This is a genomic window from Lactiplantibacillus sp. C232 (genome assembly GCF_023806725.1).
In the GTDB taxonomy this organism is placed as follows: Bacteria; Bacillota; Bacilli; order Lactobacillales; family Lactobacillaceae; genus Lactiplantibacillus; species Lactiplantibacillus plantarum.
In genome coordinates, this window is record NZ_JAMSKZ010000001.1 from 292,810 (window position 1) to 308,509 (window position 15,700).

The 15,700-nt window shown below is 45.9% G+C and carries 16 protein-coding genes; 15 read left to right on the forward strand and 1 reads right to left on the reverse strand.

The genetic code is table 11. The features are described 5' to 3' along the window. Positions 1-17 precede the first annotated feature (17 nt). From MZO41_RS01470 to MZO41_RS01520, 11 genes are all read left to right on the forward strand, one after another. The gene (locus MZO41_RS01470; protein WP_003645162.1) at positions 18-878 is read left to right on the forward strand and encodes a bifunctional 5,10-methylenetetrahydrofolate dehydrogenase/5,10-methenyltetrahydrofolate cyclohydrolase; all 861 of its coding nucleotides are present in this window, start codon (positions 18-20) and stop codon (positions 876-878) included. After that, positions 871-2,214, forward strand: a complete 1,344-nt coding sequence (xseA, locus tag MZO41_RS01475) for an exodeoxyribonuclease VII large subunit (protein ID WP_003640350.1) — start codon at positions 871-873, stop codon at positions 2,212-2,214. Before MZO41_RS01470 ends, xseA begins: the two co-directional genes overlap by 8 nt. After that, a complete protein-coding gene (locus tag MZO41_RS01480) occupies positions 2,214-2,444 on the forward strand; it encodes an exodeoxyribonuclease VII small subunit (protein WP_003640351.1) in 231 nt (76 codons plus the stop codon). Before xseA ends, MZO41_RS01480 begins: the two co-directional genes overlap by 1 nt. After that, entirely contained in the window at positions 2,437-3,327 is an 891-nt protein-coding gene (locus tag MZO41_RS01485) for a polyprenyl synthetase family protein (protein WP_003644314.1), read from the forward strand. Before MZO41_RS01480 ends, MZO41_RS01485 begins: the two co-directional genes overlap by 8 nt. A gap of 14 nt (positions 3,328-3,341) precedes the next feature. Continuing rightward, positions 3,342-4,160 (forward strand): TlyA family rRNA (cytidine-2'-O)-methyltransferase, encoded by an 819-nt coding sequence (locus MZO41_RS01490; protein WP_003640353.1) that lies wholly within the window; start codon positions 3,342-3,344, stop codon positions 4,158-4,160. An 83-nt stretch (positions 4,161-4,243) separates the two neighbouring features. Continuing rightward, complete coding sequence (locus tag MZO41_RS01495) at positions 4,244-4,702, forward strand: arginine repressor (RefSeq protein ID WP_003640354.1); 459 nt, start codon at positions 4,244-4,246, stop codon at positions 4,700-4,702. Positions 4,703-4,804: 102 nt separating this feature from the next. Next, a complete protein-coding gene (recN, locus tag MZO41_RS01500; RefSeq protein WP_003640355.1) occupies positions 4,805-6,499 on the forward strand; it encodes a DNA repair protein RecN in 1,695 nt (564 codons plus the stop codon). Positions 6,500-6,876: 377 nt separating this feature from the next. Next, entirely contained in the window at positions 6,877-8,061 is a 1,185-nt protein-coding gene (locus MZO41_RS01505; RefSeq protein ID WP_003645157.1) for a betaine/proline/choline family ABC transporter ATP-binding protein, read from the forward strand. Continuing rightward, complete coding sequence (locus MZO41_RS01510) at positions 8,058-8,687, forward strand: ABC transporter permease (protein ID WP_003644316.1); 630 nt, start codon at positions 8,058-8,060, stop codon at positions 8,685-8,687. Before MZO41_RS01505 ends, MZO41_RS01510 begins: the two co-directional genes overlap by 4 nt. A gap of 12 nt (positions 8,688-8,699) precedes the next feature. After that, positions 8,700-9,635, forward strand: a complete 936-nt coding sequence (locus tag MZO41_RS01515) for an osmoprotectant ABC transporter substrate-binding protein (RefSeq protein WP_003640358.1) — start codon at positions 8,700-8,702, stop codon at positions 9,633-9,635. After that, positions 9,635-10,288 (forward strand): ABC transporter permease, encoded by a 654-nt coding sequence (locus MZO41_RS01520; protein ID WP_003640359.1) that lies wholly within the window; start codon positions 9,635-9,637, stop codon positions 10,286-10,288. Before MZO41_RS01515 ends, MZO41_RS01520 begins: the two co-directional genes overlap by 1 nt. A 205-nt stretch (positions 10,289-10,493) precedes the next feature. Here the strand turns inward: MZO41_RS01520 and MZO41_RS01525 are convergent, their stop codons facing one another. Further along, entirely contained in the window at positions 10,494-10,829 is a 336-nt protein-coding gene (locus MZO41_RS01525; RefSeq protein ID WP_022638014.1) for a hypothetical protein, read from the reverse strand. Positions 10,830-11,021: 192 nt separating this feature from the next. Here MZO41_RS01525 and gmk point away from each other — a divergent pair, with 192 nt between their 5' ends. From gmk to priA, 4 genes are read left to right on the forward strand one after another with little or no spacing between them, the layout of a single operon-like run. Further along, a complete protein-coding gene (gmk, locus tag MZO41_RS01530; RefSeq protein WP_003640361.1) occupies positions 11,022-11,642 on the forward strand; it encodes a guanylate kinase in 621 nt (206 codons plus the stop codon). Further along, a complete protein-coding gene (gene rpoZ, locus MZO41_RS01535; RefSeq protein WP_003640362.1) occupies positions 11,639-11,851 on the forward strand; it encodes a DNA-directed RNA polymerase subunit omega in 213 nt (70 codons plus the stop codon). The genes gmk and rpoZ overlap by 4 nt, the downstream gene beginning before the upstream one ends. 52 nt (positions 11,852-11,903) lie before the next feature. Continuing rightward, entirely contained in the window at positions 11,904-13,241 is a 1,338-nt protein-coding gene (coaBC, locus tag MZO41_RS01540) for a bifunctional phosphopantothenoylcysteine decarboxylase/phosphopantothenate--cysteine ligase CoaBC (protein WP_003640363.1), read from the forward strand. A 22-nt stretch (positions 13,242-13,263) separates the two neighbouring features. Continuing rightward, on the forward strand, positions 13,264-15,681 hold the full coding sequence (priA, locus tag MZO41_RS01545; protein WP_003640364.1) for a primosomal protein N': 2,418 nt from the start codon (positions 13,264-13,266) through the stop codon (positions 15,679-15,681). Positions 15,682-15,700: the final 19 nt, after the last annotated feature.

Consider the following 15,700-nt stretch of genomic DNA (forward strand, 5'->3'; position numbering starts at 1 on the left):
AGAGGAGTGTGGCACTTGTGACGAAGATTATTGATGGTAAGGCAGTAGCTAAGAAAGTTAACGCGCAGACGGCAACGGCAGTAGCGGAATTGGCTGCTCAGGGAATTCAACCAGGGATTGCTGTAATTATTGTTGGGGACGATGCAGCCAGTCAAATCTATGTTCGAAATAAGAATCGTAAAGCCACTAAGTTGGGGATGCACTCCGTGGTGCGGCAGTTGCCAGCGACTACTAGTCAGGACGAACTGTTAGCCATTATTGCGGCATACAATGCGGATGACAGCATTCATGGCATCTTGGTGCAGTCGCCACTACCAGCCCAAATTAATGAACCATTGATCACGATGGCCATTGATCCTAAAAAGGACGTCGATGGTTTTCACCCGACGAACGTTGGTAAGTTGATCACCAATTTTCCAGGTAATTATCCTGTAGCAAATACGCCTCGCGGTATTATGACGATGTTGGCTGACTATGGGGTTGATCCGGCTGGTAAAACGGCGGTTGTTATTGGTCGGAGTACCATTGTTGGTAAGCCGATGGCCGCTTTGTTAACAAATGCTAACGCAACTGTAACGATTGCACATAGTAAAACAGCTGACCTAAAGGCGGTCGCCCGGACGGCGGATATCTTGGTGGTTGCAACGGGGATTGCACACCTGATCACTGGTGCTGATATCAAACCAGGCGCGACGGTCATTGATGTTGGCATGGATCGTGATGAAAATGGTAAACTAGTGGGTGACGTCGATTTTGATTCTGCTCAAGGCATCGCAGGGTTGATTACGCCCGTTCCTGGTGGTGTGGGTCCAATGACGATTGCCACCTTGATGCAGACAACGGTGGAACTTGCAAAGTGGAGTGATGTAAGTGAGTGAAAGTCAACAATATTTGACAGTGACAGCTTTAACTCAGTATTTAAAACGTAAATTCGAGGTTGATCCATATTTAGGTAAAGTGTACCTAACGGGGGAAGTTTCTAATTATCGTCCCCGGCCTAATACGCATCAATATTTCAGTTTGAAAGATGACCATGCCAAGATTTCAGCCATTATGTTCAAGTCGGCGTTTGCCAAGGTCAAATTTCAGCCTGAAGAAGGTATGAAGGTTCTGGTCGTGGGCCGGATTGGTCTGTATGAGCCCAGTGGTAGTTACCAGATTTATGTGGAACGCATGGAACCAGACGGCGTGGGTGCGTTGTATCAAGCCTACGAACAACTTAAAAAGAAATTAGCGGCTGAGGGCTTGTTTAGTGCACCCAAAAAGCCGCTTCCGCGCTTTCCAAGGCGAATTGCAGTGGTCACTAGTCGCAGTGGCGCAGTGATTCGCGATATTATCACGACTACTCGGCGCCGTTTTCCGATTGCGCAGATCGTTTTGTTTCCATCTCAAGTTCAAGGTGATGCGGCTGCGGCCGAAATTAGTCGGCAGATCGAACGTGCCAATGCGCAAGGTGATTTTGATACATTAATTATTGGGCGTGGTGGTGGTTCAATCGAAGATCTGTGGCCATTCAACGAAGAAGTGGTTGCGCGTGCAATCGCACAGAGTCAACTGCCAGTTATTTCATCCGTGGGGCATGAAACGGATACGACAATTGCTGACTTGGTCGCAGATGTGCGGGCGGCCACCCCAACTGCGGCTGCCGAATTAGCGGTACCAGTATATAACGATGTTTTATTACAATTAAAGCAAGACCAGACCCGCGTGTTCAATGCATTTCAGAATTTCGTTCAACGCGATCGACAACGACTTAATAAATTACAAACGTCGTACGTGTTTACTCAGCCGAACCGCTTGTACGAAGGGTATTTGCAGAAGTTAGACTTCTTAAATGAGCGACTTAAACAGGCTGGTCAAAATAACTTTAATCTGGCAAGCCAGCACTACCAGCGTGTTTTTCAACAATTACGACAGCAAACGCCGATTCACCAAGTTCGCCAGGCACAAACGCAACTGCTTAACTTGCAGCAACGGCTGAATCGGGGTACCCAGTTAGTCGTGCGGCAAAAACGGCAACAACTGACGCAGACCGTCCAATCGTTGGATCTACTTAGTCCGCTTAAAATCATGACGCGTGGTTACGCCTTTGTGACGGCGGATGAACAGGTGGTTCACGGGGTCAAACAATTGCAGCCAGAACAAACGGTTGCAATTCACATGGCTGATGGTGAGGCTCAGGCACAGATTACGAAGATTGATGGAGGAAAATAATGGCTGAACAACCAACTTTTGAACAGAATTTATCACAATTAGAGACGATCGTAAACCAATTAGAGCAGGGTGATGTTCCTTTAGAACAAGCCTTGGATCAATTTCAAAAGGGCGTGGCACTTAGCAAGCAGTTGCAAGCAACCCTTGAAGGTGCTGAAAAGACGCTCACTAAGATGATGAATGAAAATGGCGACGAAGTTCCATTTGAGCAAGCTGACGCCAATGAATAAGCAATTATTAACTGAATTTGAATCCAAGTGGCGTCCTCAGATTAATCAGTATTTAGATGAGCAGCTTCAAGCGTGTTCTGACCAATCAACCCTGACTGACGCCATGCGTTATTCGGTACTAGCAGGTGGCAAACGGTTACGGCCGTTATTGACGTTAGCCATTTTAGATACTTTTGATATCACAACGACGGCTGCAAACTTGCGGGCAAGTGTGGCCGTTGAGTTGATGCATACTTATTCGCTAATTCACGATGATTTACCGGCGATGGATAATGATCAGCTACGACGTGGCGAACCGACTAACCATGTTAAGTTTGGGGAAGACGTTGCCATTCTTGCAGGGGATGCTTTACAACCGTTGACTTTCGAATGGATTGCGGATAGTGGGTTACCGGCATCGATCGTCGCTAATCAAACCTTAGCATTAGCGCAGGCCACCGGACCTCGCGGGATGGTGGCTGGTCAAATTGCTGATGTCCTTGGAGCGGGACAACATCTGGCTTTGCCAGCCTTACAACAGCTGCATCGCGAGAAGACGGGGGCGTTAATTCACTACGCTGTCCAGGCAGGGTTGATTCAAGCTCAAGTGCAACCAGCCGTGCAGGAATTGCTATTACAATATGCTGATGCCTATGGATTGGCGTTTCAAATTTACGATGATATTTTAGACGTGACGAGTACGCCTGCTCAGTTAGGAAAAGCTACGCATAAGGATGCCGATGAGCATAAGAATACGTATCCAGGTTTGCTGGGGCTTGCAGGCGCACGAACAGCGTTAGAACAAGCGGTAACAGCTGCTCAAACGGCGTTAGTAAAAGCTAGTGCTGCTAGTCAACGAGGCATGGGCTTGCTTGCAGCTTTTCTAACGTATTTTACAGATTAAGGACTTAAATTTAGATGGAAAAAGAACGAGTTGACGTATTATTAGTACAACAAGGATTATTTGATACCCGCGAAAAGGCTAAGCGTGCCGTAATGGCCGGTGAAATCTTAGGTGTCAACGAAGAACGCTTAGATAAGCCGGGCATGAAGATCCCAGTGGCAACTGAATTACATTTGAAAGGCAAACCGATGCCCTACGTTTCACGTGGCGGTCTCAAACTTGAAAAAGCACTCAAAAGTTTTGAAATTGACGTGACCGACAAAACGGTCCTAGATATTGGCTCGTCGACTGGTGGTTTTACCGACGTGGTTTTACAAAATGGGGCAAAAATGAGTTACGCCTTGGATGTCGGTAGTAATCAGTTGGTCTGGAAGTTACGCCAAGATCCGCGCGTGGTTGTGATGGAACATACTAACTTTCGGTATAGTAAACTGGCAGATTTCACGCAGGGGCAACCTAACTTTGCGTCCATCGACGTTTCATTTATTTCACTACACTTAATTTTGCCCCCATTACACGCGATTATTGAAAACGGTGGTTCAGTCGTTGCCCTAATCAAGCCACAATTTGAGGCTGGTCGTGAGAATGTCGGCAAACACGGAATTGTCCGTGATCCTGCTGTTCATCAGGCGGTGTTGACAGATATCGTGGAATTTGCGCAAGCGAATGGTTATAACGTTCTAGGGCTTGATTATTCACCAATCAAGGGTGGTGAAGGTAATATTGAGTTTCTAATTCATCTACAAGCTACCGATGAAACACCACGGATTGCGCCGACTGTGTCGATTGAAAAAACTCAGGCGGCCGCTTATGAACAATTAAATCAAGCTTAAAATTGAAATCCGGACTTTCATATTTATGCATTTTGGCTTATGATGTGTTTAAATAAGTATGAATAGCTACCGGGGGTGATCGGGTGAAGAAGCAAGAGCGCCAACGCTACATTAAACGATTATTGAGTTCGAACGAAATTGAACGTCAAGAAGACTTTGTCAAGCTGTTACGTGCTGAAGATATTGACGTGACACAGGCAACCATTTCGCGCGATATTAAAGATATGCAGCTGGTCAAGGTTCCCTCGGCAACGGGCGGTTACCACTATAGTATGCCAGTTCAGAAACAAATGGATACGGAGAAAAAGCTCAAGCGGACACTGAAAGATGCTTATGTCTCGTATGCGACTCAGGATAAATTTGTCCTCATCAAGGTGTTGCCGGGTAACGGACCAGCACTAGCAACGTTGATTGAAGCAATGCATTATGACGAAATTTTTGGAACGCTAGGCGATGATGCTCACGTTCTGATTATTTGCAAGTCGTTAGCGATGACTTTAGAGCTACAACAAAAAATTCAACGCTTACTGAGTGATCACTAATTAGTAAGCTATCTTCGACCTGCTCACATGTGTGTCAGGTCGCTTTTTTTCAAAATTAACTAACGGATGCTGGTAACCAATTGCTTTTAAGGAGGGCTTGCAGTGTTACAAGAATTATCAATTACGAACTTTGCAATTATCGAACACTTAGACATTGCTTTTGAAGCCGGCATGACGGTTTTAACTGGTGAGACCGGTGCTGGTAAGTCAATTATTATTGATGCAGTCGGTTTATTAGCGGGTGGCCGCGGCTCGGCAGAGTTTATTCGGACCGGTGCTGATAAAGCCGTTTTGCAAGGCATGTTTATTTTGCCGGCTGACGGCGTGACGGCCCAATTGTTGGACGAAGCGGGGATCGAACATGCGGATAATACCGTCATTCTACAGCGCGAGATTACTAAAAGTGGCCGTAATACATGTCGCATCAATGGTATGCTGGTCAATACGACGACTTTGAAACAGATTGGTGAAACAATTGTTGATATTCATGGTCAGAATGAACATCAAGAGTTGATGCAACCTGAAAAACACCTGGGATTGCTGGACGAGTTTGCCGCCGCTAAAATTCGTAAATTGAAGCAGCGTTACCAGCAACAGTATGATCGTTATCAGCAGTTAAACCTTGAATTACGGCAAAAGAATGCGAATGAAAAAGAGTGGGCTCAACGCTTAGATATGCTGAACTTTCAAGTGGACGAAATCGCAGCAGCACAAGTCAAAGTGGGTGAAGAGGCCAGCTTGACTGCGGAACGTGACCGCTTGGATAATTACCAAATGATCAATCAAGCGCTTCAACAGAGTTACACATTGTTAGCTGCAGGCGAAGAGACGACTGGTGCGGTTGATATGGTCGGTACGGCGATGAATGCACTAGAACCGATTGCCAATTTGGACCCCGCCTTTAATGAGATTACCGTGAATGTCAAGAATGCCTTTTATGGGCTGCAGGATGCGGCCGGTCAGATTTCTAATCAGCTCGATTTGCAAGAATTCGACGAGGGTCGCTTGGATGAAATCGAACAGCGGCTGGACATCTTGGCCCAGTTAAAACGTAAGTATGGGGACTCTGAACAACAAATCTTAGATTATTACCAAAAAATCGCGGCTGAGTTAGCTAAGATGACTGACTCTGAAGAAAATAGTGAAGATCTGGCCCAGCGGGTCGCCGACCTGAAACAACAACTACTTACGACGGGCGAAGCGTTGTCCGATAAACGGCGGGCTGCGGCGAAAGTGTTACAACGACAGATCCATCAAGAACTCAAAGATCTGTATATGGATAAGGCAATCTTTGAAGTACGATTCAAACCGACTAAGGGTCAGATCTATCGGAGTGGTCTGGACAGTGTTGAATTTTATATTCAGACTAATCCTGGCGAGCGCATGCGGCCATTGGCCAAAATTGCGTCTGGTGGGGAACTCTCACGGATGATGCTGGCTTTGAAAACCATTTTTTCTGAATCACAGGGAATTACCAGTATCATTTTTGACGAAGTTGATACGGGTGTTAGCGGTCGGGTCGCTCAAGCGATTGCTGAGAAAATCAACGGCATTGCACACTTTTCACAAGTGCTCTGTATTACCCATTTGCCACAGGTTGCGGCGATGAGTGATCACCACTACTTCATTGCCAAGAAGATTACTGGTAAGCGCACGAAAACGAGTGTGACTAAGCTAGATAATGCGGCCCGGGTTCAAGAATTGGCACGCATGCTGGCGGGAACTAAGGTCACTAAGTTATCGCTTGAGCATGCGGAAGAGTTATTGCGACTGGCCGATGAGGAAAAAGACGATTAAGTTTAATTGATCGGTACCACAAGGGACGGACAACTATGGTCGGTCCTTTTTTGATGGTGTTAATTAGTGACGATGGTGTCGAGTGAGGTTTCGGTATTATTGCCAAGGCGACGATAATTCTTTACAATATAAAACGCAAATAGACGAAATATGGGTCAACGGACACGTTTTAATGAACTGTCGGGCTGGTTGGTAGTGGGTGGCTAATCTGAAGCTCCGACTACCAAAATATACCGTTAAAACGATAAAATGTTCAGTTTACATGTCATGACGTTTGCATTTTGCTTTCGTTATAAGTTATGCTTAATTACAGTACAGTTTATTCGGCAACGAAATAAACTGAGTAAATGATTGGAGTGATGAGGTTGTTTCTGACAATGGAACATTTGAATAAAACGTATCCTGGTGGCAAAGTAGCCGTTGAAGATTTTAATTTGGAAATCGAAAAAGGTGAATTTGTTTGTTTCATCGGGACGTCTGGTTCAGGTAAAACGACCACGATGCGGATGATTAATCGGATGTTAAGTCAGACTTCCGGTACCATTAAACTTAATGGTAAGGATATTAGCCAGATTGACCCGGTTAAATTACGGCGACAAATCGGTTATGTGATTCAAAACATTGGGCTAATGCCCCATATGACGATTCGAGACAATATCACTTTGGTACCACGATTGCTAAAGTGGCCCCAAGATAAAATGAATGAACGTGCTAAGAAGATGATCAAGCTGGTGGAATTGCCAGAAGATTACTTGGATCGGTACCCGTCGGAGCTTTCCGGTGGGCAACAACAACGGATCGGGGTTGTTCGGGCGTTAGCAGCAGACCAAGATTTAGTATTGATGGATGAACCATTTGGGGCGTTAGACCCGATTACCCGTGAATCTTTGCAAGATCTCGTTAAGGATTTGCAGGAACGCTTAGGTAAGACGTTCGTCTTTGTAACCCATGATATGGATGAGGCGTTAAAATTAGCGACCCGAATCGTAATCATGGATGGTGGCGACATTATGCAAGTGGATACGCCAGACGGTATCTTACGTCATCCAGCTAATGAATTCGTTGAGAACTTAATTGGTAAGGATCGTTTGATTCAAGCACGGCCAAGTATTACCACTGTTGGGCAAGTGATGTTGAAAGACCCAATTGCCACCACACCAGGAAAGTCATTGACGGTCGCATTACGACAAATGCATGATAAACGCGTTGACTCGTTGTTAGTCACCGATGAAGCCGGCATCTTGAAGGGTGTGATCGGCATTGAAGACGTTGATTACAACTTTAACTCGGCTACTAGTGTGGGCGACATTATGAAGACTGATTTGTTCTATGTTCAGTCAAATTCATTGATTCGGGATACGGTCGAACGTATTTTGAAACGCGGCTTGAAGAACATTCCAGTCGTAGATGAACAACATCGCCTGGTCGGAATTGTAACGCGGGCCACCCTGGTCGATATTGTTTATGATGCTCTCTGGGGTGATGAAGACGAAGATGAAGCTGAAAATAATATTCATCATGGGGAGGACGATGCGCCCGCTGAAGGCGGTGAACAGGCATGATAACTTTCCTACAAAACTACGGCATGCAGCTGCTGGTTAAGACGTGGCAACACTTGTATATTTCGGCGTTTTCATTGTTCTTAGGCATTATCGTAGCGGTTCCGATTGGAATTCTGCTTACGCGGGTGAAGCCGATTGCGAATGTGGTCATGTCAATCGCTAGTATGTTACAAACGATCCCAGCGATGGCGTTGTTGGCATTGATGATCCCGTTTTTCGGGATTGGTGCAATTCCAGCTATCATTGCGCTGTTCATCTATTCTTTATTACCGATTCTCCGCAATACCTATCTTGGACTGGAAGACGTTGATCCAGCCTTGATCGATGCGGCTAAGGGAATGGGAATGACCGGTTGGCAGTCAATTGTTAAAGTTGAGTTACCGATGGCAGCCCCAGTTATTATGGCTGGTATTCGATTATCCGCAACGTACGTTATTGCCTGGGCCGCGTTAGCATCATACATTGGTGCCGGTGGCCTTGGGGACTTTATCTTTAATGGGTTAAACCTCTATCGAACTGACTTAATTTTAGGCGGTTCAATTCCGGTGATTATCTTAGCCCTCATCGTTGATTGGCTGTTGGGTAAACTAGAAGCAGCGGTTACCCCAAGAACCACACAAGCGTAAGGGGGATTAAAGATGAAGAAAATTAAAAAGTGGTTGTTAGGTGTTTTCGCAACGGTCGCCAGTGCGTTATTATTGGCCGGCTGTGGCTTTCCGGGTTTGTCAGGAACTTCATCCGATACGATCCGGATTGCGTCACAAAACACGACTGAACAACAAATCATGGCGTACATGATTCAAGATATGATTAAGCATTATTCTAATTTGAATACGACGATCATTAACAATTTAGGTTCTGGGACGGTTAGTTTCAATGCCTTGAAGAATGATCAGGCTGATATTTCAGCGATTCGTTACACTGGGACGGACTTAACGACGATTCTGGGCGAAAAGATGGATCGGAGTAATATCAAGTCGATTGACCAAAAAGTTCGCTCACAGTTCAACAGCAAGTATCAAATGACCTATTTCCCAAGTTATGGGTTCGCAGATACCTATGCTTTTATGGTGACGAAAGCGACGGCTAAAAAATACCATCTAAATACGGTTAGTGATATGAAAAAAGTAGCCTCGAAGCTGACGGTCGGTTTGGATCAAATCTGGACTGAACGAAAAGGTGACGGTTATCCTGCCTTTAAGAAGTTGTATGGCTTTCAATTTGGGAAGACTTATCCAATGCAAATTGGTTTAGTTTATGATGCCTTGGAATCAGGTAAAATGGATGCCATCCTCGGATACTCGACTGATGGTCGGATTGGTAGTTATGATCTGAAGATTTTAAAGGATGATAAGAATTTCTTCCCACCATACAATGCGAGTGCGGTTGCAACGAACAAGATCTTGAAAGCTCATCCGAAGTTGAAGCCAATCTTGAATCGATTAAACGGTAAAATCAGCTTAAAGACGATGCAAAACTTGAACTATCAAGTTGATAATAACTTAGTGGAACCGGAAGTTGTGGCTAAACAGTTCCTTGAAAAACATAATTACTTTGAAGGGAGTGACAAATAATGGCTCAGATGAACTTGCTGCAACAGTTGATATATTATTACCAACAAAACGGTGTGTACGTGTTAAGCCAGTTCTCACGTCACTTCTTGATTTCAATTTATGGCGTGCTGTTTGCGGCAATTGTTGGGATTCCAATTGGCATTTTCATTGCCCATCATAGTCGGTTGAGTGCGACAGTGATCGCGATTGCCAATGTGATTCAAACGATTCCGTCACTAGCGATGTTATCAATCATCATGATTGGTTTGGGACTAGGTGTGAACACGGTAATCGTCACGGTCTTTTTATACGCATTGCTACCGATTATCAAGAATACCTATACTGGAATGCAAAATGTGAGTGCTAGTATTTTAGATTCCGGTAAGGGGATGGGGATGACGCGTTGGCAACTGTTACGAATGGTGGAGTTGCCACTGTCACTTTCCGTCATTATGGCTGGACTCCGGAACGCATTAGTGTTGGCTATCGGGATTACGGCCATTGGGACCTTCGTTGGTGCCGGCGGTTTAGGGGATATCATTATTCGAGGAACCAATGCTACGAATGGTGGTGCCATTATCTTGGCCGGGGCGTTACCAACAGCTTTAATGGCAATCATTGCTGATACGGTCTTGGCTTGGATTGAAAAGCGTGCTGATCCAACTCAAAAATAACGTCAGTGAGCGACAAGTAAAAGAAGCAATATAAAAATTAAGTTACTAAAAAAGATTGATTTACAGGTACTCCGTACTCACTCATTCAGGGAAGTCAGTGGAGCTGTAACATCAATCTTTTTGATTTGCATCAAAAACACCATGAGAATACGCAAGGTTGTATTGAACATGATTTCACCTTTTGATGCAAGTATTAATGATTAAACTAAACGCGTTTGATATAACGGATGGCGTCCGGGTCGACCAAGTGGGTCAGGTGTAACTGCCGATTAACTAGAACCAACTGACCACTAGCGAGGTTTTTTAACACTCCGTGAATATTATATGGTCGGGACTCAGTGAGCTGAGGCTGCATCTGGAGCATGATTTGATAGTGTTCCGTGTGCGCTTGAGCTAAGAACAAATCCCGCTGGAAAGCCGGCATCATTGGCAGTAACGGCGCAACGACGGTCGGGGCAGCAGTAAAGTCATCCATAAATTGGCGATAGGAAGCGTGTAAGTTCTTGGAAATTAGTTTCAAATTAGATTGTTGATTTTGCATATTAGCCACCTCGAACATTTGTTTGTGTTTCCATTATACGAACAGGCGTTCTAAAAAGCAAGCCTAAAATTTGAGAAAATTCACGAATAAAAATGAAAAAAAGCTGTGTAACCTTGATAATACTTGCAATATAGGGTTAAAAAGTGCAAAATAAACTTTAAAACATATTTTAATTAAGGGGAATTTGTGATCATGGCGAAACAAGGCATGTTAATCGTCTTATCAGGTCCTTCGGGTGTCGGTAAAGGTACCGTCCGCAAGGAAATCTTTGACTCAGATGATAACGATTTTCAATATTCAGTCTCGATGACGACGCGGCAAATGCGTCCGGGCGAAGTAGATGGCAAGGACTACTATTTTGTGTCCAAAGAAGAGTTCGAGGATGAAATTAAGAGCGGCGGTATGCTTGAATATGCCAAGTATGTTGACAATTACTATGGGACGCCCTTAAAATATATTAAGCAGTCGTTGGCGGCTGGCAAAGACGTTTTCTTAGAAATTGAAGTTAACGGGGCCATGCAAGTCCGCGAAAAAATGCCTGATGGCGTCTTCATTTTCTTGACGCCGCCGGATTTGATGGAATTGAAGCACCGCATCATTGGTCGTGGGACTGATGATATGAGTGTGATCAACAAGCGGATGGCAAAAGCGGTTGATGAAATCAAGATGATGCGTAATTATGATTATGCGGTTATCAATGATGAAGTTCCGCTAGCTGCTGAACGAATCAAGGCTATTATTCGTAGTGAACGGTTTAGTGTTAAACGGGTCATGCCCGAGTATGAAGAAATGTTAGGAGATGCGGAATCATGATCTTATATCCATCAGTTGATGACTTACTGAAGCAAGTTAATTCGCGTTACTCATTGATTATGTTAGCTAGCAAGCGGGCCCATGAATTGGACGCTGGTGCAGCACCAATGCTTAGCGAATACAAATCGGTTAAAACGATTGGTCGGGCCATGGAAGAAATTGCGGCCGGTGACTTAATGATCGATCCAGATGAAACTGACAAAGATTAGTAACAAAACGGTGTGCTGAGCCAGCTGGGGCTTGGCACTTTTTTTATGAAGAATGACGCGGACGTTCAGCTTCACGTTACTGTCGATTCTTGATACAATTGTTTTATTAAAGTGTAAAAATCTCGCTGGCACGGTTGCGAGATTTTTCAAAGGACGTGAAGAAGTGAGTATATGGACAAAACGCCATGTAACGGTAGTCGTTAGTGGTGGGATTGCGAGTTATAAAGCGTTAGTATTGATTCGTAGTTTGATGAAACAGGGCGCCGTCGTGCGAGTTGCGATGACGACCCATGCGGCAAAGTTTATCACGCCATTGACCTTTCAAACTTTAACGCAGCAGCCAGTGGTCATTGATGAATTCACAACGACTGACCCGCATCACGTCGTCCACGTCGCGTTAGCTGACTGGACTGAAGTGATGATTCTCGTTCCGGCTACCGCCAACTTGATTGCTAAGGTGGCTAACGGTCTAGCCGATGATGCCGCAACGACGACAATTTTAGCGACGACCGCACCCAAGTTTGTGGTGCCAGCAATGAATTCACATATGTACGCTAATCCAGCAACTCAGCGCAATTTGAAGCAGCTGACGACGGATGGGTTACACGTCTTAACTCCTGCTACGGGTATGTTGGCGGAAGGCTACAGTGGTCAAGGACGCTTGCCGGAACCAGCGGTGATTTTGGCCTGGTTGACAGATCAACTGATTCAGTTGACACCTGATTTGCCATTAGCAGGACGGCGAGTTGTCGTCACTGCCGGCGGAACCCGAGAAGCCTTAGATCCGGTACGATTTATCACGAATCGTTCATCGGGGAAGATGGGCTACGCAGTTGCTCAAGTCGCACGGGAGTTAGGTGCAACTGTGACACTGATCAGCGCCACGACTCATTTAGCAGCGCCTAGTGGTGTTAAGGTCGTGACGGTTGATTCGGCTCAATCCTTATTGACGGCAGTCAGTGATATTTTTGATGATACGGATATCTTGGTCATGGCGGCGGCCGTATCTGATTATCGGCCGGCTGAATTAGCTGATCAGAAGATTAAAAAGCCAGCTGACCATGCTGACTTAACGTTACGATTGACAGAAACACCGGATATTTTAAAAACATTAGCGGCCCGGAAGCACCAACAGTATGTGATTGGCTTTGCAGCTGAAACTCAATCATTGCTGGCCAATGCCAATCGTAAGTTAACTAGTAAAAAATTAGATTTAATTGTTGCTAACGATGTTTCCAAACCGGGAGTTGGGTTCAATGGTGATACCAATCAGGTCACACTGTTGCGGCCTGAGCAACAACCAGTTACGACGGAATTGACAACGAAAACTGCAATTGCCAAACAGATCTTGATGACGGCAATTGCGGATGGTGCAGGAACACAGGCATGATTAAGTAGAGAGGAAGAGTTGTGTGGCACAAATTGCCCAAGTATTAGTCGATGTGCCCACTATGCAGACAAATCGACCTTATAGTTATCGAATTCCAACCGCCTGGCAATCACAAGTGCAACCCGGCATGCGCGTCGTGGTGCCGTTCGGCCGTGGTAAACGGCGGGTGCAGGGGTTTGTGTTAGCTCTTGATGACGTTACTAACTTTGATGGTGAGCTGAAACCAATCGACGCGGTCGTTGACCTAGCACCGGTTCTGAATACTGAAGCCTTAGCACTGACCAAGTGGTTGGCTGCCAGCACGTTTTCATTTCAGATTACCTGTGCACAGACCATGCTGCCGGCGGTCATGCGTGCAAAGTATGAAAAACAGTTGCGAACAACAGCAACAACGCCCGCGACGATTCGAACGACGCTGTTTGGGGACCAATCGATGGTGCCGTTTGATGACGTCGCCACGACGCCGGCAATCGTCAGCCAGTTATTACGGCTGCAGGCGGCTGGGCAAGTCGATGTGTACTACCAAGTTAAAAATCAAGCACGGCGTAAAACGCAAACGGCGGTGAAAGCGGCCTTAACTAACGAAGCGCTACAGGCTGCAGTGGACCAGGTACGCGCCGGGGCTACACAACAATTGGCGGTGCTCCAGGGGTTGCTCACTTTAAATGGTGAACAGCTCTCGCAAAAGGCGTTTTGTACTCGTTTTGATGTCACGGACGGTGCCATTCGTACAGCAGTACAGAAAGGCTGGCTTAAAAAAGTGGCCGTCGAGGTTTATCGTGATCCCTACGCAACTAGTGATATTAAGACTACCAAGGCGTTACAATTGAATGATGAACAGCAAGTGGCCGTCGATCAGATTACGCAAGCCGTTGACCAAGCCGCAACCACCACGTTCTTGTTAGAGGGTGTGACGGGGAGCGGTAAGACTGAGGTGTACTTGCAATCGATGGCGGCCGCATTGGCACAAGGAAAAACGGCGTTGATGTTAGTGCCGGAGATTTCACTGACACCCCAAATGGTTCAACGCGTGAAGGGGCGCTTTGGTAAAGCTGTTGCCGTTTTGCACAGTGGATTGTCCAGTGGTGAGAAGTATGATGAGTGGCGGCGAATCCAACGAGGTGAGGCTCAGGTGGTGGTTGGCGCACGCTCAGCGGTGTTTGCCCCGCTAAAAAATCTTGGCTTAATCGTGATGGATGAAGAACATGAGAGCACGTATAAGCAGGATGATGCCCCGCGTTATCATGCTCGGCAAGTGGCTTTATGGCGTAGTCGTTACCATAACTGTCCAGTCGTACTGGGTTCGGCGACCCCATCGTTAGAAACGCGCGCCCGCGCAGAAAAGGGCGTTTATCAGCGCTTACTGCTTGCGGATCGGGTCAATCGACGGCCCCTTCCTAAGGTTTCAATTATTGATATGAAAAAGGAAATGCAACAACACGCTGAAAGCAATTTCTCAGCACCACTGTTAGTTGCCTTGCAGGATCGGCTTGAACGTCATGAGCAGAGTGTTCTAATGCTCAATCGGCGGGGCTATTCATCGTTTGTGTTGTGCCGAGATTGTGGTTTTGTCTTGAAGTGTCCTAATTGTGATATTTCACTCACGCTACACATGGATACGCACACGATGAAGTGCCATTACTGCGGTCACGAAGAAGCCATTCCGCGGAATTGTCCGAACTGTCATAGTCGTCAGATCCGTTATTATGGGACGGGAACTGAAAAAGTCGAAGAAGAATTGCAAGACTTGCTTCCGGACGCTAACATTATTCGGATGGACAATGATACGACCCGTAAAAAGGGCGCCCATGCCAAGCTTTTAGCACAGTTTGGGAGTGGTGAAGCTGATATTTTGATTGGTACCCAGATGATTGCGAAGGGACTGGATTTTCCTAATGTGACCTTGGTCGGTGTCTTGAATGCCGATACGGCCCTAGGATTGCCGGATTTTCGCGCCAGTGAACGGACCTTCCAACTATTAACCCAGGTGAGTGGTCGAGCTGGACGGGCGGAAAAGAGTGGTCACGTGTATATTCAGACATTTAATCCGGATCATTATGCGATTCGGTTTGCACAACACCACGATTACGAAGGCTTTTTCAAGTATGAGATGCAGATGCGGCACCGGGGTGGTTATCCGCCGTACTACTTTACGGTTCAAATTACAGCGAGTGACTTAGATGAAGGGGTAGCAGCCAAGCGCATGTATCAGTTACTGCAATGGTTACGCCCGCGGTTGGCACCGTCAACGATTCTATTAGGCCCAACGCCCAAGCCGATCGCACGAGTCAATCGCCGTTATTATTATCAAATCGTGATTAAATATAAACAAGAACCCAATTTAGCTCAGACGCTGACAACGCTACTGCATGAGACGCAGGCGCAACAACGACAAGGGCTACAGATTGGAATTGACGTGGAACCCTTACATTTCATGTAATGGGATTAGGAGGAAGTTT